This is a genomic window from Streptomyces sp. P1-3 (assembly GCF_050613155.1).
GTDB lineage: Bacteria > Actinomycetota > Actinomycetes > Streptomycetales > Streptomycetaceae > Streptomyces.
Map to the genome: position 1 here is coordinate 3,929,860 of NZ_CP192512.1, position 18,886 is coordinate 3,948,745.

Sequence of the window (18,886 nt, forward strand, 5' to 3'; positions counted from 1 at the left end):
CCCGGACCGCTACTGGCCCTCGACCGCCGACGGGTCCATGTAGAAGACCTCCCAGAGGTGGCCGTCCAGGTCCTGGAAGCTGCGGCCGTACATGAAGCCCTCGTCCATGGGCTCCTTCGACGGCTTCGCCCCGGCGGCGAGGGCCTTGTCGGCCAGTTCGTCGACCCGCTCCCGGCTTTCGACGCCGAGCGCCACGATGGCCTCCGCGCCCTTCGAGGTGTCGACGATCTCCTTGTCGGTGAACGACTTGAAGAAGGGCTCGACCAGCAGCATCGCGTAGATGTCGTCGCTGATCACCATGCACGCGGCGTTGTCGTCGGTGAACTGGGGGTTGAACGAGTAGCCGAGCTGCTCGAAGAAGCCGATGGACTTGCCGAGGTCCTTCACCGGCAGGTTGACGAAGATCTTGGTGCTCATGGGGTGCCTCATCTCTGTGTATCTCTGTGTTCGCGGGCTTGTCGTATGCGTAGACCGCCGGGGTCCTCGAAACTCATCGCCCCCGCGGCAGCGAGTTCCCCGAATTTCCCGTCCGGTGGCGATGTCAGTGGCCCGTCCTAGGCTGAGAAACGAACGGGAGGGGCCCTTGATGAGCGATCTCACGGCTACGGAAGCCGACACGGCCACGGCCACGGCTGCGGAAGACGGCGGCGCGCGGGACGTGGAGTCGTCGCTGGAGCGGCACCGCGCGGAGCTGACCGGGTACTGCTATCGGATGCTGGGCTCGGCCTTCGAGGCCGAGGACGCCGTCCAGGAGACCCTGGTGCGCGCCTGGCGCGGCATCGGGAAGTTCGAAGGGCGGGCGGCGCTGCGCTCCTGGCTCTACCGCATCGCGACCAACGTCTGCCTCGACATGCTCAACGGCAGCCAGCGCAGGGCCCGCCCGATGGACCTGGCGTCCCCGGTGGGCGCGGGCGCGCCGCTGCCCGACGCCCTGCCCGAGGCCACGTGGATCTCCCCGGTCCCGGACGGCCGGGTGCTGCCGGAGAGCGGCGATCCGGCCGACCTGGCGGTGGCGCGGGAGAGCATCCGGCTGGCGTTCGTGGCCGCGTTGCAGCACCTGGCGCCCCGGCAGCGCGCGGTGCTGATCCTGCGCGAGGTGCTGGCCTGGAAGGCGAGCGAGGTCGCGGAGCTGCTCGGCACCACGGTCGCCTCGGTCAACAGCGCCCTCCAGCGCGCGCGGGCGGCGCTCGCCGCCCGCGAGATCGCCGACACCGCCCTGGCCCCGGCCATGGACGAGGAGCAGCGCGGCCTGCTGGCGCGTTACGTGGCGGCTTTCGAGTCGTACGACCTGGACGCGCTCACCTCGCTGCTGCGGGAGGACGCGACGCTGTCCATGCCGCCGTACGAGCTGTGGCTGCGCGGCCACGCCGACATACGCGCGTGGATGCTGGGCACCGGGATCGGCTGCCGGGGCTCCCGGCTGGTGCCGGTGGTGGCGAACGGCACCCCGGCCTTCGGCCAGTACCGCCCCAGCGCGACGGGCTCCGGTCACGAGCCGTGGGCGTTGCAGGTCGTCGAGGTGTCAGGGACCCGGATCACCGGACTCAACGCCTTCCTGGACACCGAGCGGCTGTTCCCGCTCTTCGGCCTCCCGGCGCGGCTCGACCCGTAGCGGACCGGGCGGTGACCGGTTCGCGGCGCCCCGCTCCTCCTCGGGGCCGTCGAGCGGTTCCGGCCCGTCCAGCGGTGCCGGCTCGTCGAGCGGTTCGGGCTCGTCCAGCAGGGGGAGCACGTCGCCGAGCCCGGCCAGCGCGATCAGCGCGCGCAGCGCGGGCCCGGCCCGGCGCAGCGCGATCGCCCGCCCGTGCCGCCGGGCGGTGAGCTGCAACCGGGCGAGGGCGTCGAGGGCCGCGGCGTCGGGCCGGGTGAGGGCGCGGACGTCGCAGACCACGGGCGGGCACGCGGCGGCTCCGGGGGGCCCGCCGCGGAGCAGGGCGCGCAGGCGCGCGCACAGCACGGCGGCGTCGTCCCGGCCGACGGGGGCGGGGACGACCAGCACGGTGGGGGCCGGTGATCCGGGCGGGATGTCCGCGGCTGCCATGCGCGTCCTCCTGACCTCATGGGCGATTCGACCTTGTGGCAGTAGGACTGCCCGGCGGCGCGGAAGTCATCGCCACCCGGCCGCCGGGGGCGTCGCTCTGCCCGGGGCGTCTGTCCGGGCGTCGCGTGTCCGGGGCGCTGTAGAGGACGTCGCACTGTCCGGGGCGTCGCGTTGCGTCCTACGATCATCACTCCGTGTACGAGGGGGGCTTTGATGACGGCGGGTGGATCGGCGGGGCGCAGGGCGGCGGAGGCGCGGCGGCAGGAACGCGAGCTGCGCGAGCAGTGGTTGGCGGCCCGGCAGCGGGCCTGGCGGTGGGAGGCGGCGAGCAAGGGGGAGCAGCGGATCGCCGCCCAGTTACTGGTGCTCGTCCAGCGCGGCTGGCGGCTGCTGGTGGACCGGCGGTGGCCGGGAACCCGATCCGCCAACGTGGACATGCTGCTGGTCGGGCCGGGCGGGGTCTTCGTCATCGACGTCAAGAACTGGCGCTCCGCCCCGGAGACCGGGAGCGGCCGGCTGCGCGCGGGCGGCGAGGACCGGCACGAGGAGATCGACAGGCTGCTGGCGGTGACCCGGACGACGGAGCGGGCCGTCGAGGAGCTGGGGCTGTCCCCCGTCGCCGTACACCCGGTGATGGCCTTCGCCGGGCGGCGGCTCCACAGCACGCTGGGCCGGGTGCGGCTGGTGGGCGAGTACGAGGTGGGCGCGGCGCTCGCGGCCCAGCGGGCCAGGATCGGCGCGGCCGCGGTCGGGCTCGTCGCGGGGCACCTGGAGAAGGTCTTCACGGCGTACGAGGACTCCACGGTCGAGGCGGGTGCGGCTTCGCCGCGCGGCCCGGGCTCCGCCCCCGGGCCTTCGGGCCGCCCCCTTCCCGGCCACACCCCGTCCGCGGCTGCTGCCGCCGCGCCTCCGCCGAGCGGCCGTGGCTTCACCCCTGCGGGAAGGGGCGGGGGAGGGGAGAAAACCGTGGCTGACACCGGGGCCGCGCCCGCCACCGGAGCAGCACCGCCTGCCGGGGCCGTGCCCGCGCCCGTCGCACGGGAGCCCGCGCCCGGGCAGCCCGAGCCCGGGCAGCCCGAGCCCGCGGCGCCCGCCGAAAGGCCCGCATCCCACGCGGCAAGGCCCGCGCCCGGTACCGCTACCGTCGCCGAAGGCGACGACGGGCTGTTCGATCTCGGCGGGTTGCGTGACGCGGTCGTGGACGCGGCCCGGCAGGGCCCGATCGAGCGCTGGATGACCTTCCTCGACGCCGCCCAGATCCCGCTCGTACGCCGCAACTGGGCGGGCCCCGCCCGGATCAGCGGCCCGGCGGGCACCGGCAAGACGGTCGTCGGCCTGCACCGTGCCGCCCACCTCGCGCAGCGCACCACCAAACGCGTCCTGTACGTCACGTTCGCCAACAACCTGCCCCGTGTGCAGAGCACGTTCCTGCGGACCATGTCCCCCGAGGTGGCCGACCGGATCGACTTCCGCAGCGTGCACGCCTGGGCGGGAGAGTTCCTGCGCGAGCGGGGCGTCACCACGCGGCTGCACGGCGAGAAGGCCCAGACCGCGTTCAGCCTCGCCTGGGCGCGGGTGGGCCGGGGCAGCCGCCTGGCGGAGATCGACCCCGCGCCGCACTACTGGCGCGAGGAGATCGACTACGTCATCAAGGGGCGCGGCATCACAGCCTTCGAGGAGTACGCCGCCCTCCGCAGGCGCCGCAGGCTGACGGTGCTGCGCCGCCCGCACCGGGAGGCGGTGTGGGCCCTGTACGAGGAGTACGAGCGCCGCCGCCGGGAGAAGGACGTGCACGACTTCAACGACGTCCTGCTGCTGGCCAGGGACGAGGCGCGCGCCCGCCCCGAACTCTCGCCGTACGGCGCCGTCGTCGTGGACGAGATCCAGGACCTGACGCTGGTCGGCGTACAGATGCTGCACGCCCTGGTCGGCGACGTATCCAACGGCCTGCTGCTGATCGGCGACGGCCAGCAGGCGGTCTATCCGGGCGGATTCCGGCTCTCCGACGCGGGGGTCGACATCCGCGGCGACCGCGGCCAGGTGCTGCGCACCAACTACCGCAACGCCGGGGAGATCCTGGAGGCGGCGCTGGAGGTCGTCGCCGACGACCAGTTCGAGGACATCGACGGCAGCCGCAGCCCGGGCCGCCGCGACATCGACCTCACGTACCACGACGGCCGGGTGATCCGGGTCGCCGAGCGGTCCCTGGGCGACCACGACCAGGCGCTGCTGACTGCGCTGCGCGCACAGGGCGGCAGCGACGGTGGCGGGGCCGGCCGCGGCTGGGGCGACATCGCCGTGCTGTGCCCGTCCCGGCGTGACATCGAGCGCTACCACCGGCTGCTGGACCGGGCGGAGATACCGGTCTGCACGCTGGAGAACTACACGGGCCGCCCCGTCGACGCGGTGAAGCTGGGCAGCTACCGGCGGGCCAAGGGGCTGGAGTTCAAGTACGTGTTCCTGCCGTGCCACGACGCGGCGCTGCCGGGGGCGCCGCACGCGGGGCCGGAAGGGAACGACGTCGTGCGGGAGAGGGAGGAGCTGGCCCGCAGCCAGCTGTTCGTCGCCATGACCCGGGCACGCGACACGCTGTGGCTGGGCAGCGTCGCCCCGCCCACGCCTACGGCCACGTCCACGGCCACCACCTCGGAGGACAGCCCATGACGGAGCGCATGGAGCGCACGGAGCGCACCCCCGCCCGCCTCAAGGTCGCCGTGCTCGGCGCCGGGAGCATCGGCTGCCACCTCGGCGGCAGTCTCGCCCCGTACGCCGACGTCACGCTGATCGGCCGCCGGGCGGCCATGGACACGTTGGGCACGCACGGGCTGACCCTGACCGGGGGCGGCCGCCCGAGCGTCCGCCTCGGCCCGGCCGCCGTCCACACCGCCCGCACGCCCGCGGCCGCCGCCGGAGCCGACTACGTCCTGGTGACCGTCAAGTCCCCGGCGACCCGCGACGCCGCCCGCGACCTGGCCGCGCACCTCACCCCCGGCACCGTGGTGGTGAGCTTCCAGAACGGCCTGCACAACCCGCAGGTCATCAGCTCTGTCCTCGGCCCCGGGCACACCGTGCTGGCGGGCATGGTCCCGTACAACGTGCTGGGGACGGCCCCCGGCGCCTACCACCAGGGCTCCGGGGGCGCCCTCATGATCGAGGACCGCCCGGAGGCCGCCGCGCTGGTCCGGGCCCTGGCCCAGGCCGGGCTGCGGGTCCAGACCTGCCCCGACATGCCCGCGGTCCAGCGCGCCAAGCTGCTGATGAACCTCAACAACGCGGTCAACGTCCTGTCCGGCCTGCCTTTGCGCGAGGAGCTGGGGCAGCGGGCGTTCCGTGTCTGCCTGGCGCTGAGCCAGGCCGAGGCGCTGGCCGCGTTCCGCGCGGAGGGCCTCCGTCCGGGCCGGATCGGCGCGATTCCGGCTCGCCTCATGCCCCGCCTGCTGCGCCTGCCGGACCCGGTCTTCCGCCGGCTGGCCGCCTCGGCCCTCGCCATCGACGCCCACGCGCGCACCTCCATGTGGGAGGACCTGCGGCGCGGCCGCCGCACGGAGATCGACAGCCTTCAGGGCGAGATCGTCGCGACGGCCGCCCGCCACGGCCTCCCGGCTCCGGTCAACGCCCATCTCGTCACCCTCGTACGGGAGGCGGAGGAGGCCGGCCCGGAGCACGCCCGCACCTGGACGGGCCCCGAACTGCTGGCGGAGCTCCGGGCCCAGCGGGCCTGACGCTCCCCGCCGGTGTTGGCGATCTCCCGGTGCCGGGAGGAGGCTGGAAGGAGAGACCACGAGGGGCTCGACTCGTGCGGCCCCCGGGGTGACGGACGTACCGGGAGGTGCGGGAGCGATGACGAAGTTCATGGACGTACACCGCGGGATGAAGGGCATCACGCCGGACCAGCTCAAGGCGGCTCATGAGGCCGACCTCGCGATCGAGGGCGAGGAGAAGGTCCACTTCGAGCGCGCCTGGGCCGATCCGGATTCCGGCACCGTCTACTGCCTGTCCGAGGGCCCGTCGGCTGACGCGGTGCAGCGGGTACACCAGCGGACGGGCCACCCGTGCGACGAGATCCACGCGGTGCCGCTGACGATCTGACGGTGGTTCGCCCGCCGCCATCAGACCCCGGCGGCGAGCTTGAGCGTGATGACACCGGCGATGATCGACGCGAAGGAGAGCAGCTTGGGGACGGTGATCTTCTCCCGGTAGACGACGGCGCCGAGGATGACGGTGCCTATGGAGCCCGCACCGGTCCAGATGGTGTAGCCGACGCCGACGTCGAGGGTCTTGAGGGCGAGACTGAGGGTGAAGATGCCTCCTGCCGCGGCGAGCAGCGTGAAGACGGAGGGCCAGAGCTTGGTGAAGCCCTTGGTGGCGTTGGTGCCGAGGGCGAAGGCGATCTCGAAGACGATGGCGATGGCGAGGTAGAGCCAGGTCATGGCGATGTCCCTTTGCTGATCGGAGGGTTGGTGGGTAAGACGGGGCTCAGACGGTGGCCGGCCGCGCCGGCTGCTTGTCGGCGAGCTTGAGGCCGAGGACGCCGCCGATGATCAGGACGAAGGCCAGGGCCTTCCAGACGTTGAGCGTCTCGTTGAAGATCACGGTGCCGAGGGTGACCGTTCCGACGGAGCCGATGCCGGTCCAGACGGTGTAGCCGACGCCGACGTCGAGGGTCCTCAGGGCGAGGCTCAGGAAGAAGATCCCGCCCGCGGCCGCGGCGGCGGTCAGGAGCGAGGGCCATAGCTCGGTGAAGCCGTGCGTGGCGTTGGTGGCGAGGGCGAAGACGACCTCGAAGACCGAGGCGATGAGCAGGTAGATCCAGGCCATGGGTGCTCCTCGTATCAGATTTAATTGCATGTACGTGCAAGTTCTCGCTGTCGAGGAGAAGCATGTATGTGCAAGTAAGCTGGTGTCAACCAAGGGAGAGAAGACGATGCCCTCAGGCCCCACCGCCCAGCGGTCCGGCGCGCGGGACGCGCAGATGTGGAACCGCGTCCTGTCCCTGCACGCGCACGTGGAGCACCGCCTCGGCACCGTGCTCCAGCGCAGGCACGGCCTCGGCCTGTCCGAGTACCGGGCCCTGGGCCACCTCGCGGCCGCGCCGGACAGCGAGCTGCGCATGCAGGAACTGGCCGACCGGCTGGGCCTCAACCAGAGCTCGGTGACCCGCCTGGTCGGCCGTCTGAACGCGGCCGGCTTCACCCACCGCGACACCTGCCCGGACGACAAGCGCGGCGTCTACACCGTGCTGGACGAATCCGGCCGGGCCCGCCACGAGGAGGCTCGCGCGACCTACGAGGAGACCCTCACCGCGGCCCTGGACGAGTCCGCCGAGTCCGACCCGACCACGGCGGCCGCCCTGACCGCCCTGAGGTCCGCATTGGCCTGACCTCCCGCCTTCACCGCGGTCTCGGCTCGCCACGGCACGGACGATCAGCGTGCCGATGTGCCCGGGCGCCGGCGCGTCGAGTACGTACGCGTCGGCACCCGCGAGCCCGGCCCTCAGCAGGAGCCCCACCCACTTGCGGGGCGTGTGGCTGTAGCGGTACGTGAACATGGCCTTGCCCGCGAACCCGCCCTTGTACATCCCTTGCGGCCCGTACGCCCCGGGGATGGCCGCGCGCGGCCATGGCCGGCGACATGTCCACGCCGGTCGCCGTGACCCCCTGCCGCGCGAGGTACGCCAGAGCCCGCCCGGTGCCGCAGCCGATCTCCAGCACCGACTCCGGCTCGCCGAGTAATTCGGGGCCCGGCCCGTGTCCGGCGTACTGCGTCCAGCGGAAGACGGGCTCGGACTCGTACACGTCCTTCTTCGTGCTCTCGGCGTAGGCGTCCCAGAGTTCGCGTTCGGCGTCGATGTCGTGGCGTGCGGGCAACGGGTGTCCTCTGCGGGGTGGTTGGGGATACGGCGGCAACCCCCGCCCTCGGGGAGGACAGGGGCAGGCACTCTAGTGCCGCTTGGTTCAGTGGAGGCTGGGCCTCGTTGGGCCGTGATCCGAGTTGCCGGCCTGACGCGACGATTGCGTTCCCTCGTCGTTCGAAGCGTCCAGTCGCATGCCTCTGCTCTCGGCGACGCGCAACGCGTCGGTCAACGCCTCGGTCAGCCGGTTCACCAGGAACCGCAGTGCTCTGGCGTCCGCCTTCCGTTCGTCGACCAGCGCCCGCGCGTGCTGGATCATCTCGGTGCCCATGCGGAGTTGGAGCGCTTCCATCTCGTCGGCGAGCTGCCACAGGTGACTGTCGGTACCGCCGTCCGTGACGAGGTACGAGGGCTGCCCGGCCGGACCGGACCACGGCAGCAGCCGGGGACGCGCGCTCATCAGGCCGCCACCTTCACGCCGTGAATCCAGCGGGCGCCGACGTCGACGCCATGGACAGCGAGCCACAGCGTCCGCCGACGCTGGCACTGGCGTCGAGCTTCCTGACGCCGCTCGTGTGCGACGACGTACGGACGGACAGGCGCGATGTCCTCGCCGCGCAGGGGCCACTCCGTCGAGGGAGGCCGGAGGGCTCCCCTGACCCGACCCGTCGGGCGGGTCCTGGCCCGATGACGGAGAACGGGCCGGTCGGGCCGGCTCGTGCGGGAGTGTGGAGTCTGCGAACCGGCCCGCACGCGTTGCTGGTGCGTGCGCCCCTCCAGGCGCACGCACCAGCGCCCCACGGCAGGAGCTAGGCGGGGGTCATCCGCTCCATCTGGATTCCGTGCCGCTTGCCGATCTCGATGAGGCGGTCGATGTCCGGCGCCGCGTCCGACCGGGGCGGCAGTTCGCGCCGCTGGGCGGGTTCGCCCGCCTCGGCGAAGAACTTGTCGATGCCGCCCGGTGTGTAGGTGACCAGGACCCGCACCGTGCTGGTGGGCTCGAACCGCTCCACCGTGCCCTCGGGGATGTGGAAGAAGTCCCCGGGACCGCCTTCGACCGTCTTGTTGCCGATGTGATAGCGCAGCGTCCCCTCCATGACGTAGACGCTTTCGGTCCCGGGGTGGATGTGGGGCGGCGGGCCCATTCCCTCCGGGATGGTCATCTCCATGACGGTCATCTCGCCATTGGTCTCATCGCTCGATGCCTTGACCTCGTAGAGGCCGTTCAGCATCCAGAACGCCTTTCCTTCACCGCTGCGGCGCACGTGGGCGTTCTTCGCCACGGGACGCCTCCTCTCCTCGGTGGACCTCCACCATGGGTTCCCACCGACGGGCCCGGTCGAAGGCCGCCATTCGGGTGCGGACTCACGTGTGCCGGCGGTGACGGGAGCCGAGGCGGCCCAGGATCAGGGAGGGGATGCGGGGGCTGATTCCGCCCAGGGCCGCCAGGATCCTGTACGGCGTGCCGGGGATGCTGAGGCGCTGGTTGCGGGCGAGGTCGCGCAGGGCGATGTCGGCGACGTCGGCGGCGGGCGTCCACAGGAAGCCGGGGACGCGCGAGACGTCCCTGCCCGTGCGCTGGTGCAGTTCGGTGCGGACGTAGCCGGGGCACAGGGCCATCACGCGGACGCCGGGCCGGACGGTGTTCCCGTGGCGCAGGCTCTCGCTGAAGGCGGTGATCCACGCTTTGGAGGCGCCGTAGGTGCTGCGGGGGCAGAGCGCCCAGATGGAGGCGACGTTGATGATGCCGCCGCGGCCGCGGGCGTTCATGGCGGGCAGCGCCGCATGGGTCAGGCGCAACACGGCTTCGCAGTGCACACGCAGCATGCGGGTCTCGTCTTCCACCGGCACCCGCAGGAACGGAGCGGGGTGAGCGAATCCGGCGTTGTTGATCAGGATGTCGACACCGGCGGCCGCGTGTTCCTCCACCAGGGCCAGGTCCCGTTCCCGGGCCAGGTCGGCGACGAGGACGTCGGCGTCGACACCGTGGGTCCGGCGTATCGCCGTGGCCGTGGCGCTTAGGCGCTGCTCGTCGCGGCCGACCAGCAGGAGGTCGCATCCTTTGGCGGCGAGCCGGTCGGCGAACGCGGCGCCAATCCCCCTGCTTCCCCCGGTCACCAGAGCACGTGGCACGGTTCTCCTTCCCTGCGGATCCCCCGCGGATCTCCCGCGGATTCCCTGCGGACGATCGCCAGTTGGCTGGTGGCACGGAATGCTGCCAGCGGCGTGCGGCGCGTCAAGGACGGCGTTCTGGTCGTCCACATGGCCGAGATCGCTGATCAGGGGCGGGCATCCGCGTCTGACGGCTAAGGTCCCCGCGAAGCGGAGTCGGTCACGAGGCGTGCGGGAGGGGACGGAGTGCCGGAGGTTGCGAAGCGGGCGCGCCGGGGGGATTTCACCGTGTTCCCATCGGTCCACGTTGCCGGGGGCAGGGTGGTGCACCTCGTCAAGGACGGCCAGGTGCCGGAGCCGGTGCGCACGGATCCGGTCGAGGCCGCCCTCGCCTTCCAGAAGCAGGGCGCCACCTGGCTGCACCTGGTCATGGCCGAGGAGGAGGGGAATGGGGGCTTCGACGCCGATACGGCCCGCCGCATCATCGGCACCGTCGACATCGACGTACAGCTGATGTGCCGTGCCGGAGTGGTCGACGACGACTCCCTCGCACGGGCGCTCGACACCGGCTGCAACCGGCTGAACCTCGGCCGCGGCTCCCTGGCCGACCTCCGCTGGTGCGCCGCGGCCATCGCCCGGCACGGCGAACGGCTCGGCGTCAGCCTGCCCGTGCGCTGTACCACCGGCGGCCTGCGCGTGGCCGGGCTCGGGCCTGGCGGCGACTCCGGGGAACTGGGCGACGTCCTGCGCGTGCTGGACCGCGCCGGCTGCGCCCGTTACGTCGTCACCGACGTGGGCCGGGAAGGCACCCTGTCCGGGCCCAACCTCGGCCTCTTTCACGAGGTCTGCGCCCGTACACCCGCCGCGGTGCTGGCCGCGGGCGGCGTCACCACCCTCCAGGACCTGCGGGCGGTCGCGGCCCTGGCCCCGCACGGCGTCGAGGGCGTCCTCGTCGGCCGGGCCCTGTACGCCGACGCGTTCACCCTGCCCCAGGCCCTCGCCGCCGCCGTCGGCCACCAGCCGGAAACAGCCCTGTAGCCCCCGTAGCCCCCTGTAGGCAGGGGACTTCCTGGATCAGGCCACGCCGTGTGTGAGCGCGAAGGCCGCCGCCCTGGCGCGGGCTGCGCCGCCCGCGCCGCCGGCGGCGCCGAGCTTGTCGTAGATGGTGCCGAGGTGCCGTACGACGGTGTGGACGCTCAGGAACAGCTCCTCCGCGATCTGCTGGTCGCTCAGGCCCCGGGCCAGCAGGCGCAGGATCTCGACCTCGCGCGGCGTCAGACGCGTACCGCCGAGGTCGGTCCGGTCCGACACGGACGCCGCGATTCCGCGCAGGAGGGCGGCGGCGTCGGCCTCGGCGCGCTCTGCGCCGAGGGTGTGGAACGCGCGGTACGCCCCCTGGGCCTCGGCCGCCGCCTCCGGGGCCCGCCCCAGCGCGGCCAGCGCGCCGACCAGCCGCAGCCGGGCGCGGGCGGCCTCGAAGACGCCGCCGCCGCGCTCGTAGTGGTCCACCGCGTCCTCGAACCGGTGCCGGGCCTTCTCGTGATCGCCCCGGGCGGCGGCCGCCGCCCCGGCCGCCAGGCACGCCGACGCCCGCATCGGCTCCGTCGCCGCGTCCGCCGCCACGGCCGACAGCTCGGTGGCCGCGGCCTCCGCGGCCCGCGCGTCGCCCATCGCCGCCTTCGCGCGGGCGAGCAGTTCCAGCCCGGGGGCGCGTTCCATACGGGCCGTGGCCGCCAGCCCGCGCAGATACCGCTCGGCCAGGTCGGCGGCGGCCGCCGCGTCCCCGCCCGCGTCGCCGCGTTCCAGCTCCAGCTCCGCGCGCGCCAGCAGGGCCGGAGCCCCGCCGAGAGCGCGCGGCGGCGGACCGGGCTCGGCCGTCTCCTGGAGCGTGGCCTGGTGCCCCTGGTGTGCCTGGTGCGTCTGGTTCCCTTGGTTCCTCTGGTGCGCCTGGGAGACGCCGCCGAGCAGCGCCGCCGCCGTCTCGAACCGGCCCTGCCGGCACCTGAGCCGGGCGAGCCGTACGACGGCCTCGGCGGCGAGGGCGGGGCGAGTGGCCTCCATCGCCCGTATCGCGGTCGCCAGCTCCGCCTCGGCCTCCGGCCACAGCCCACGCCAGAGGAGCACCCCGGCCTCGTGCGTACGGCAGGCCGACAGCATCAGCCGGTGGTTCCAGCGGGCCGCGAGGTCCCGCAGACTCCGGCACGACCGCGCGGCGCGCTCGTAGTCGTGGACCAGCTCGCAGGCGTAGACCAGACAGCGGCAGCAGGTGGCCGCGGCGTCGGGGTCCCGGACCTCGTCCGCGGCGGCGGCCGCCGCGGCTCCGTCGACCAGCCGGGTCCCTTCCCCGACCCGGCCCTGTGCCACCAGGGCGAGCCCCTGCCAGGCCAGCCCCAGCAGCTCCAGATCGCGGTCGGCCGAGGCCCGGCCGACCGCCACGGCACCGGCGGCGGCGCGCACCGCGGCCTCCGGATCGTGGTCGGCCACCAGCGCCAGCTGCGCCTCACGCACGGCGACCCATCCGGCCTCGGTCCCCGGCTTGGCTCCGGCCGCGGCTCCGTATGCAGCCCCGGCCGCGGCCGCGGATTCGGTCTCGGCTCGGGCCCCGGCCCCGGTCCCGGTGCCCGCCGTCAGTCCCTCCAGCAGTCCCCGGGCCCACCGCAGCCAGCCCCTGGCGTCCGCGTCCTCTCCCGCGGCGAACCGGTCCATGGCCAGGGCGGTGGCCACTCGCGCCGCGCTCCGCCGGTCCCCCGCGTCCTGGTGGAGCCGGAAGGCCCGCGTGCGCGCGCCCGTCGCCGCGGTGACGTCGTCGAGCCACCACGCCGCCGTACCGAGCCCCTCGTACGCCCGCGCGTCGACGTCGTGCCGCAGTGCCTGCTCGAAGGCCGCCCGCGCCTGCGCCCACGCGCCGCGGGCCAGTGCCTCGCGGCCGGAGGCGATCTCTTCTTCAAGCGCGATGTCAGCGTCCATGTGCCTGCCACCCACCGCCGGGCCGGATCCTGCCTCCATGGTCCGCCCGTACGGCCGGGGGCACCTCCTGGGGGCATCTCTGGGGGCACCTCTGGGGGTCCCCCCCCGGACGGAGTCTGGGGGAGGCCGCGCTGGGGGAGAGGTCTGGGCGAGGGCGAACCCGGCGTTCGGCCGCCACGCCGATCGGCGGTCGTCGCGTCACACTGGTGGTGGGGGAACGCACCCGCCGTCGCGCGGAGTGGGGCACGCGATGCCGTACATAGCCGTCAGCGCACTGAGCCACCCGGGGCTGGTCCGCGCCCGCAACGAGGACAGCCTCGCCGTCGGGCCGTGGACCTTGTGCGGCACCGTGACGGAGAACCCGCAGACGCTGCTGTTCCCCCTCGGCACCCCGCTGGTCGTCGCGGTCGCCGACGGCCTCGGCGGTCAGCCGGCCGGTGAGGTGGCCAGTGCGCTGGTCGTCCGGCGACTCGCCTCGCTCGGCTCGTCGCTGGACACCGAGGAGGCGGTACGCGACGCCGTGAACCTCTGCAACCACGCGGTGTACGCGGCCGCCGACGCCGATCCGGAACTGGTCACCATGGGGACCACGGTCGCGGGCGCGGTCGTCCTGCGGGAGTCGCTGTTCGCGTTCAACGTCGGCGACAGCAGGGTGTACGACGCGACGCGGGACGGATTCCGCGAGGTGAGCGTGGACGACAACCCGCCGCTGGCCCCCGGGCAGCGCACCACGCCGATCGTCACCCAGACCCTCGGCGGCACCCCCGGCTTCAGCGCCGTCACCCCCCACGTGGCCACGATCGGGCTCTCCGTGGGCGACCGCTACCTGGTCTGCTCCGACGGCCTCACCGACCCGGTGCCGGACGACGCGCTCGGCGAGCTGCTCCGGGTGCACGACGACGGCAGAGCCGCGTTCGAACTGTGGAAGGCCGCGATCGACGCGGGCGGCCCCGACAACATCACGCTCGCCCTGGTCCGCATCGGCGACGCCTAGCGCTCGCCGTCCGGTGCCGCCCGTCCGGTGCCGCCCGTCCAGTGCCCCACCCATCCGGTGCCGCCCGTCCAGCGCCACCCGTCCCGTGCTCCCCGTCCAGCGCGCGGGACTCCCCGCCGAGCCTCAGCATGGGGACGAGACCACCATCGCGAGCGCGTCGTCGGTGACGGTCGGCAGTCGTCGGTGAAGCAGTGGAGGTGGCCCCATGGACAGGCCGTCACCGCAGGCCAAGCGGCCGATCAGCCCGGTGCTCGCCGGGCCCTACGGGCATCCCTTCCACCCGATCCTGGTCACGGTGCCGATCGGCGCCTGGGTGGGCAGCCTCGTCTTCGACATCGCCTCCTACGTCGTCGACGATCCCGACTTCCTGTCCCGGGGAGCGATGTGGCTGATCGCCATCGGAGTGATCGGCGCCCTCGTCGCGGCCGTGGTCGGCTTCCTGGACCTGCTGGTCATCCCGGCCGGCAGCCGCGCGTTCCGCGTCGGGCTGATCCACATGACGCTGAACCTGCTGGTGACCGCCGGCTATGTGGCCGGCTTCCTGTGGCGGCAGAGCGACGGACCGTCGGGCAGCGTGCCGGCGGGCCAGCTCGCGCTGAGCGCGGCGGGCCTCGCCGTGCTGGGGATCTCCGGATTCCTGGGCGGCAAGCTCGCCTACCACTACGGAGTCCGGGTCGCGGACGAGGCGACCCAGGCGGAGGGGTTCACCCCGTACCGCCGCGGCTCGTCCGGACGTACCGGCGGCTGATCCGGCAGCGCGGACCGATCCGGCAGCACGGCCTGATCCGGCAGCGCGGACCGATCCGGCGGCACCTTCGCGGGATCGGGGCGCGCCCGCGTGCGTTTGGCGGAGTGCGACGGTGCGGCAGGCGCGCCTTGCACGACTGCCGATAACTATGCGTTACCACTGTCCACGGAACGTGATCCCGTCTGGTCGCTCAGCTCGAAGCCCGGCCTGACCACGAGCCACGCGGATCAACGCACGCAACGAGAGAGGTAAGCAGTCGATGGCAGTGGAGACACGTCCGGCCCCGGCGGGCAAGGCCCAGACTCAGGAGCAGGAACAGGAGCGGCTGAGTCTCAGCACCGAGGCGGCGCGGAACCTCGCGACCACCACCAAGTCCGAGCCTCAGATGCAGGCGAAGAGCTCGCGGTGGCTGCTGCGCAAGCTGCCGTGGGTCCATGTGCCCGGCGGAGCCTACCGGGTGAACCGGCGGCTGTCGTACACCGTCGGGGACGGCAGGGTGACCTTCGACAAGAACGGTTCCAAGGTCCGTGTCATCCCCGCCGAGCTGGCCGAACTGCCGCTGCTGCAAGGGTTCGACGACACCAGCGCGCTGGGTGCCCTGGCCGACAAGTTCGTCCAGAAGGAGTACGAGCCGGGCCAGGTCATCGTGGAGGCGGGCCGGAAGGCCGACCACATCTACCTGATCGCGCACGGCAAGGTGGAGAAGGTCGGCACCGGTGCGTACGACCAGGCCGAGACCATCCTGGGCCGGCTGGGCGACGGCGACGCCTTCGGCGGCCAGATGATGAGGGACCCCGGCGGCAAGTGGGACTTCACGGCCCGCGCGCTGACCCACACCACGGTCCTGACGCTGCCGCACTCCGCGTACAAGGCGGTCGCCGACCAGTACGCGGCGCTGCGCTCCCACGTCCAGCTGCTCAGCTCCAACGGCCACAAGAAGACGAACAAGTCCGGCGAGGCCGAGATCGAGTTCCTGTCCAGCCACATCGGTGAGCCGACGCTGCCGGTCACCTTCGCGGACTACGAGCTCAAGCCCCGCGAGTACGAGTTGAGCGTCGCGCAGACCGTGCTGAAGGTGCACACCCGGGTCGCCGACCTCTACAACGAGCCGATGAACCAGACCCAGCAGCAGTTGCGGCTCACCATCGAGGCCCTGCGCGAGCGCCAGGAGCGCGAGCTGGTCAGCAACCCCGAGTTCGGGCTGCTCAACAACACCGACTTCGATCAGCGCATCCAGACCCGCTCCGGCCCGCCCACCCCGGACGACCTGGACGACCTGATCTCCATGCGCCGCAACACCCAGTACCTCTTCGCCCACCCGCGCACCATCGCGGCCTTCGGCAAGGAGTGCAACAAGCGGGGCATCTACTTCCACAGCGTCGACGTCGACGGCCACCACATCCCCGCCTGGCGGGGCGTGCCGATCCTCCCCTGCGGCAAGATCCCGATCTCGGACAAGGGGACCTCGTCGATCATCGCGATGCGTACCGGGGAGAAGAACGAGGGCGTCATCGGCCTCTACCAGACCGGGATCCCCGACGAGGTCGAGCCCGGCCTCAACGTGCGGTTCATGGGCATCGACGACAAGGCGATCATCTCCTACCTCGTCAGCACCTACTACTCCGCCGCCATCCTGGTCCCGGACGCGATCGGCATCCTCGAGAACGCCGAGGTCGGTGCAGGTGCCTGAGCGCCGGAACCCGCCAGTGAAGGAGGACTGAGACGGTGTCCCTGCTGTCTCGGATGTCCGCCGTCGCGGCCACCGGTGAGGTGGCGGGCCTGGTGGGCGCCCTGCTGTCCGATCCGGCGCGCCCCGGCAGGCCGGACCTGCTGGCACCGCCGCCGGTAACGGTTGCGGAGACGGCTCCGGCCGCGGCTTCGGCCCCGCGTCCGGATCCGCCGGATCCGCTGGAGCCGCCGGATCCGGACACGCCGGTGCTTCCCTCGGGGCCGACCGGGCTCGGCACCTCGGCGGCCAGGGCCCTGATCCCCTCGCCGGCCGTCGAACCCCCGGTCCCGGGGGGCCGCACCGAACAGGCCGTGGCCGGGCGCGTGATGGCCGACCGCCCCGCGCGACAGGCCGCCGCCGGGCTCCCGGTGCCCGCCGGACTCCCGGTGCCCGGCGGGCCCACGGGGCCGGGCACCTCCGCCGCCCGCCTCGCGGTCCGGGAGCGCGAGTCCGGCGGCTCCGACAGCCTCGGCAGCTCCAACGGCTCCGGCAGCTCCGGTAGCCGTTCGTCGTCGCCGCCGGTGCTGTACTGCCCGCCCGCCGTCCGTGACGACCCCGCCCTCGGCGAGGCGGTCAACGAGCGGCTGGTGGCCTGGGCCGAGGAGGTCGGGATCTACCCCGGTCGGCTCGACATGGTCCGTTCGGCCAACTTCGGGCGCCTCATGATGCTGGCCCACCCCGAGACCGACGACCCCGACCGGTTGCTGGCGGCGGCGAAGTGCGGGCTGTCCGAGTGGGCTGTCGACGACCACATCGTCGACTGCGAAGTCGAGGAGCCCCGCCACGAGCTGCTCGGCCAGCGCCTCGCCATCTGCCACTCGGTGATCGACCAGGCCCAGCTCCCGCTGGCCTACGCGCCCCAGCTCGAACAGGTAGTGCGGAACGACCCGGTCGCGCGGGCGCTCCGCTCCGGCCTGGACAACCTCCTGCAGTTCGCCACGACGACCCAGGTGCGCCGGCTCCGCCACGAACTGGCCATCATGTTCGTCGCGTACAACCAGGAGGCGAACTGGCACACGCAGGGCCTGAGGCCGCCGGTGTGGGAGTACCTGATGCACCGGCACGAGAACAGCTTCATCCCGTGCATGGTGCTGGTCGACGCCATCGCCGGGTACGAGGTGCCGATGGCCGAGTTCTCCGATCCGCGGGTGCGCCGCGCCTTCAACCTGGCCGGCACCGCGACCGTGCTCATGAACGACCTGTACTCGATGGGCAAGGAAGACCCCACGGACTTCAGCCTGCCCATGCTCATCGCGGCCGAGGACCAGTGCTCGATGGCGGAGGCGGTCGAGCGCAGTGTCCGGATCCACGACGAGCTGATGCACACCTTCGAGGCCGAGGCGGCAGCCCTCGCCCTCACCGGCTCCCCGGAGCTGGGCCGCTTCCTGGCCGGCACGTGGGCGTGGGTGGGCGGCAACCGCGAATGGCACGCGGGCAGCGCACGCTACGCGTCGGCCGCCTGATCCCGGCCCGGCCTCAGCCTGACCTCAGCCCGATCTCAGCATGACCCCAGCCCGACCTCATCTCCGAATCTCCGAACCCCGTTCGTACGCAAGGAGTTCCCGCACCATGCCCACCACCGAGACCGAGATCGCCGCCATGGACGACGTGCTGCGCACCGATTACCAGAAGTCCGTCGCCGAGTACTGGAACACCGAGAAGGACCCCGTCAACCTGCGGCTCGGCGACGTGGACGGCCTGTACCACCACCACTACGGCATCGGCGACTTCGACCCGTCCGTCCTGGAGGGGCCGGCGGACACCCGGGACCAGCGCGTCATCGAGGAACTGCACCGTCTGGAGACCGCCCAGGCCGATGTCCTCCTCGACCACCTCGGTGCGATCTCACCCGCCCACCGCCTGATGGACGCCGGCTCCGGCCGGGGCGGCACCAGCATCATGGCCAACGCCCGCTTCGGCTGCCATGTGGACGGCGTGACGATCTCGGAGGCCCAGGTCGGCTTCGCCAACGACCAGGCGGCGCGGCGGGGCGTGGCCGACCACGTGCGGTTCCACTTCCGGAACATGCTGGACACCGGTTTCGGCACCGGCTCGCGCCGGGGCATCTGGACCAACGAGACCACCATGTACGTGGACCTGTTCGAGCTCTACGCCGAGTTCTCCCGGCTGCTGGAGTACGGCGGGCGGTACGTGTGCGTCACCGGCTGCTCCAACGACGTCACCGGCATGCGCTCCAAGGCCGTCAGCCGCATCGACGAGCACTACACGTGCAACATCCACCCGCGCAGTGAGTACTTCAAGGCGATGGCGGCCAACAACCTCGTCCCCATCAACGTCGTCGACCTGACCTCGGCGACCATCCCGTACTGGGAGCTGCGGGCGAAGTCCTCGGTGGCCACGGGCATCGAGGAGGCGTTCCTGACCGCGTACAAGGAGGGCAGCTTCCACTACCTGCTCATCGCCGCCGACCGGATCTGACGCGG

19 protein-coding genes and 1 pseudogene are annotated in these 18,886 nt (G+C 72.7%); 11 read left to right on the plus strand and 9 right to left on the minus strand.

The features are described 5' to 3' along the window. Nucleotides 1-9 precede the first annotated feature (9 nt). Nucleotides 10-417, minus strand: a complete 408-nt coding sequence (locus ACQUSR_RS16795; protein ID WP_431043382.1) for a VOC family protein — start codon at nucleotides 415-417, stop codon at nucleotides 10-12. 169 nt (nucleotides 418-586) lie between these two features. On the opposite strand from ACQUSR_RS16795, the gene ACQUSR_RS16800 reads away from it, so the two are divergent. Beyond that, the gene (locus ACQUSR_RS16800; RefSeq protein ID WP_431043383.1) at nucleotides 587-1,612 is read left to right on the plus strand and encodes a sigma-70 family RNA polymerase sigma factor; all 1,026 of its coding nucleotides are present in this window, start codon (nucleotides 587-589) and stop codon (nucleotides 1,610-1,612) included. Here ACQUSR_RS16800 and ACQUSR_RS16805 read toward each other — a convergent pair. After that, entirely contained in the window at nucleotides 1,523-2,041 is a 519-nt protein-coding gene (locus ACQUSR_RS16805) for an STAS domain-containing protein (RefSeq protein ID WP_431043384.1), read from the minus strand. The genes ACQUSR_RS16800 and ACQUSR_RS16805 overlap by 90 nt on opposite strands. A gap of 213 nt (nucleotides 2,042-2,254) precedes the next feature. On the opposite strand from ACQUSR_RS16805, the gene ACQUSR_RS16810 reads away from it, so the two are divergent. The 3 genes from ACQUSR_RS16810 (at nucleotide 2,255) to ACQUSR_RS16820 (ending at nucleotide 6,130) form a co-directional block, all read left to right on the plus strand. Beyond that, the gene (locus ACQUSR_RS16810) at nucleotides 2,255-4,705 is read left to right on the plus strand and encodes a UvrD-helicase domain-containing protein (RefSeq protein WP_431043385.1); all 2,451 of its coding nucleotides are present in this window, start codon (nucleotides 2,255-2,257) and stop codon (nucleotides 4,703-4,705) included. After that, nucleotides 4,702-5,763, plus strand: coding sequence for a 2-dehydropantoate 2-reductase (locus tag ACQUSR_RS16815; protein WP_431043386.1), 1,062 nt, complete (start codon nucleotides 4,702-4,704; stop codon nucleotides 5,761-5,763). The genes ACQUSR_RS16810 and ACQUSR_RS16815 overlap by 4 nt, the downstream gene beginning before the upstream one ends. 118 nt (nucleotides 5,764-5,881) lie before the next feature. Further along, entirely contained in the window at nucleotides 5,882-6,130 is a 249-nt protein-coding gene (locus tag ACQUSR_RS16820) for an SCO4226 family nickel-binding protein (RefSeq protein ID WP_431043387.1), read from the plus strand. A gap of 20 nt (nucleotides 6,131-6,150) precedes the next feature. On the opposite strand, the gene ACQUSR_RS16825 is transcribed toward ACQUSR_RS16820, so the two are convergent. Together ACQUSR_RS16825 and ACQUSR_RS16830 are read right to left on the minus strand one after the other, a co-directional pair. Continuing rightward, nucleotides 6,151-6,471, minus strand: coding sequence for a DMT family transporter (locus ACQUSR_RS16825; RefSeq protein WP_431043388.1), 321 nt, complete (start codon nucleotides 6,469-6,471; stop codon nucleotides 6,151-6,153). Between the two features lie 46 nt (nucleotides 6,472-6,517). Then, entirely contained in the window at nucleotides 6,518-6,859 is a 342-nt protein-coding gene (locus tag ACQUSR_RS16830; protein WP_431043389.1) for a DMT family transporter, read from the minus strand. Between the two features lie 106 nt (nucleotides 6,860-6,965). Between ACQUSR_RS16830 and ACQUSR_RS16835 the strand changes: the two genes are divergently transcribed. Beyond that, nucleotides 6,966-7,421, plus strand: a complete 456-nt coding sequence (locus tag ACQUSR_RS16835; protein WP_431043390.1) for a MarR family winged helix-turn-helix transcriptional regulator — start codon at nucleotides 6,966-6,968, stop codon at nucleotides 7,419-7,421. Nucleotides 7,422-7,448: 27 nt separating this feature from the next. On the opposite strand, the pseudogene ACQUSR_RS16840 reads toward ACQUSR_RS16835, so the two are convergent. The 4 genes and pseudogenes from ACQUSR_RS16840 to ACQUSR_RS16855 all read right to left on the minus strand — a co-directional run. Beyond that, nucleotides 7,449-7,908, minus strand: a pseudogene (locus ACQUSR_RS16840) (class I SAM-dependent methyltransferase); the annotation flags it as partial. A gap of 87 nt (nucleotides 7,909-7,995) precedes the next feature. Then, the gene (locus tag ACQUSR_RS16845; protein ID WP_431043391.1) at nucleotides 7,996-8,352 is read right to left on the minus strand and encodes a hypothetical protein; all 357 of its coding nucleotides are present in this window, start codon (nucleotides 8,350-8,352) and stop codon (nucleotides 7,996-7,998) included. A 349-nt stretch (nucleotides 8,353-8,701) separates the two neighbouring features. After that, complete coding sequence (locus tag ACQUSR_RS16850) at nucleotides 8,702-9,175, minus strand: cupin domain-containing protein (RefSeq protein WP_431043392.1); 474 nt, start codon at nucleotides 9,173-9,175, stop codon at nucleotides 8,702-8,704. A gap of 82 nt (nucleotides 9,176-9,257) precedes the next feature. Continuing rightward, nucleotides 9,258-10,025 (minus strand): SDR family NAD(P)-dependent oxidoreductase, encoded by a 768-nt coding sequence (locus ACQUSR_RS16855; RefSeq protein ID WP_431043393.1) that lies wholly within the window; start codon nucleotides 10,023-10,025, stop codon nucleotides 9,258-9,260. Between the two features lie 267 nt (nucleotides 10,026-10,292). On the opposite strand from ACQUSR_RS16855, the gene ACQUSR_RS16860 reads away from it, so the two are divergent. After that, complete coding sequence (locus ACQUSR_RS16860) at nucleotides 10,293-11,042, plus strand: HisA/HisF-related TIM barrel protein (protein ID WP_431043394.1); 750 nt, start codon at nucleotides 10,293-10,295, stop codon at nucleotides 11,040-11,042. Between the two features lie 36 nt (nucleotides 11,043-11,078). Here the strand turns inward: ACQUSR_RS16860 and ACQUSR_RS16865 are convergent, their stop codons facing one another. Continuing rightward, nucleotides 11,079-12,971 carry a LuxR C-terminal-related transcriptional regulator gene (locus ACQUSR_RS16865; protein WP_431043395.1) on the minus strand — a complete coding sequence of 631 codons (1,893 nt, stop codon included), beginning with the start codon at nucleotides 12,969-12,971 and terminating at the stop codon, nucleotides 11,079-11,081. Between the two features lie 250 nt (nucleotides 12,972-13,221). Here ACQUSR_RS16865 and ACQUSR_RS16870 point away from each other — a divergent pair, with 250 nt between their 5' ends. From ACQUSR_RS16870 to ACQUSR_RS16890, 5 genes are all read left to right on the plus strand, one after another. Then, nucleotides 13,222-13,965 carry a PP2C family protein-serine/threonine phosphatase gene (locus ACQUSR_RS16870; RefSeq protein WP_431043396.1) on the plus strand — a complete coding sequence of 248 codons (744 nt, stop codon included), beginning with the start codon at nucleotides 13,222-13,224 and terminating at the stop codon, nucleotides 13,963-13,965. Nucleotides 13,966-14,170: 205 nt separating this feature from the next. Continuing rightward, complete coding sequence (locus ACQUSR_RS16875; RefSeq protein WP_431043397.1) at nucleotides 14,171-14,713, plus strand: DUF2231 domain-containing protein; 543 nt, start codon at nucleotides 14,171-14,173, stop codon at nucleotides 14,711-14,713. Between the two features lie 259 nt (nucleotides 14,714-14,972). Beyond that, complete coding sequence (locus ACQUSR_RS16880; RefSeq protein ID WP_431043398.1) at nucleotides 14,973-16,403, plus strand: family 2B encapsulin nanocompartment shell protein; 1,431 nt, start codon at nucleotides 14,973-14,975, stop codon at nucleotides 16,401-16,403. 35 nt (nucleotides 16,404-16,438) lie between these two features. After that, nucleotides 16,439-17,905, plus strand: coding sequence for a family 2 encapsulin nanocompartment cargo protein terpene cyclase (locus tag ACQUSR_RS16885; RefSeq protein WP_431043399.1), 1,467 nt, complete (start codon nucleotides 16,439-16,441; stop codon nucleotides 17,903-17,905). Between the two features lie 106 nt (nucleotides 17,906-18,011). After that, nucleotides 18,012-18,881 carry a geranyl diphosphate 2-C-methyltransferase gene (locus ACQUSR_RS16890; protein WP_431043400.1) on the plus strand — a complete coding sequence of 290 codons (870 nt, stop codon included), beginning with the start codon at nucleotides 18,012-18,014 and terminating at the stop codon, nucleotides 18,879-18,881. The last annotated feature ends 5 nt before the right edge of the window (nucleotides 18,882-18,886 follow it).

Coding starts and splice junctions, on each gene's coding strand:
- ACQUSR_RS16795 (WP_431043382.1), bottom strand. CDS start 417: ATGAGCACCAAGATCTTCGTCAACCTGCCGGTGAAGGACCTCGGCAAG.
- ACQUSR_RS16800 (WP_431043383.1), top strand. CDS start 587: ATGAGCGATCTCACGGCTACGGAAGCCGACACGGCCACGGCCACGGCT.
- ACQUSR_RS16805 (WP_431043384.1), bottom strand. CDS start 2,041: ATGGCAGCCGCGGACATCCCGCCCGGATCACCGGCCCCCACCGTGCTG.
- ACQUSR_RS16810 (WP_431043385.1), top strand. CDS start 2,255: ATGACGGCGGGTGGATCGGCGGGGCGCAGGGCGGCGGAGGCGCGGCGG.
- ACQUSR_RS16815 (WP_431043386.1), top strand. CDS start 4,702: ATGACGGAGCGCATGGAGCGCACGGAGCGCACCCCCGCCCGCCTCAAG.
- ACQUSR_RS16820 (WP_431043387.1), top strand. CDS start 5,882: ATGACGAAGTTCATGGACGTACACCGCGGGATGAAGGGCATCACGCCG.
- ACQUSR_RS16825 (WP_431043388.1), bottom strand. CDS start 6,471: ATGACCTGGCTCTACCTCGCCATCGCCATCGTCTTCGAGATCGCCTTC.
- ACQUSR_RS16830 (WP_431043389.1), bottom strand. CDS start 6,859: ATGGCCTGGATCTACCTGCTCATCGCCTCGGTCTTCGAGGTCGTCTTC.
- ACQUSR_RS16835 (WP_431043390.1), top strand. CDS start 6,966: ATGCCCTCAGGCCCCACCGCCCAGCGGTCCGGCGCGCGGGACGCGCAG.
- ACQUSR_RS16845 (WP_431043391.1), bottom strand. CDS start 8,352: ATGAGCGCGCGTCCCCGGCTGCTGCCGTGGTCCGGTCCGGCCGGGCAG.
- ACQUSR_RS16865 (WP_431043395.1), bottom strand. CDS start 12,971: ATGGACGCTGACATCGCGCTTGAAGAAGAGATCGCCTCCGGCCGCGAG.
- ACQUSR_RS16870 (WP_431043396.1), top strand. CDS start 13,222: ATGCCGTACATAGCCGTCAGCGCACTGAGCCACCCGGGGCTGGTCCGC.
- ACQUSR_RS16875 (WP_431043397.1), top strand. CDS start 14,171: ATGGACAGGCCGTCACCGCAGGCCAAGCGGCCGATCAGCCCGGTGCTC.
- ACQUSR_RS16880 (WP_431043398.1), top strand. CDS start 14,973: ATGGCAGTGGAGACACGTCCGGCCCCGGCGGGCAAGGCCCAGACTCAG.
- ACQUSR_RS16890 (WP_431043400.1), top strand. CDS start 18,012: ATGCCCACCACCGAGACCGAGATCGCCGCCATGGACGACGTGCTGCGC.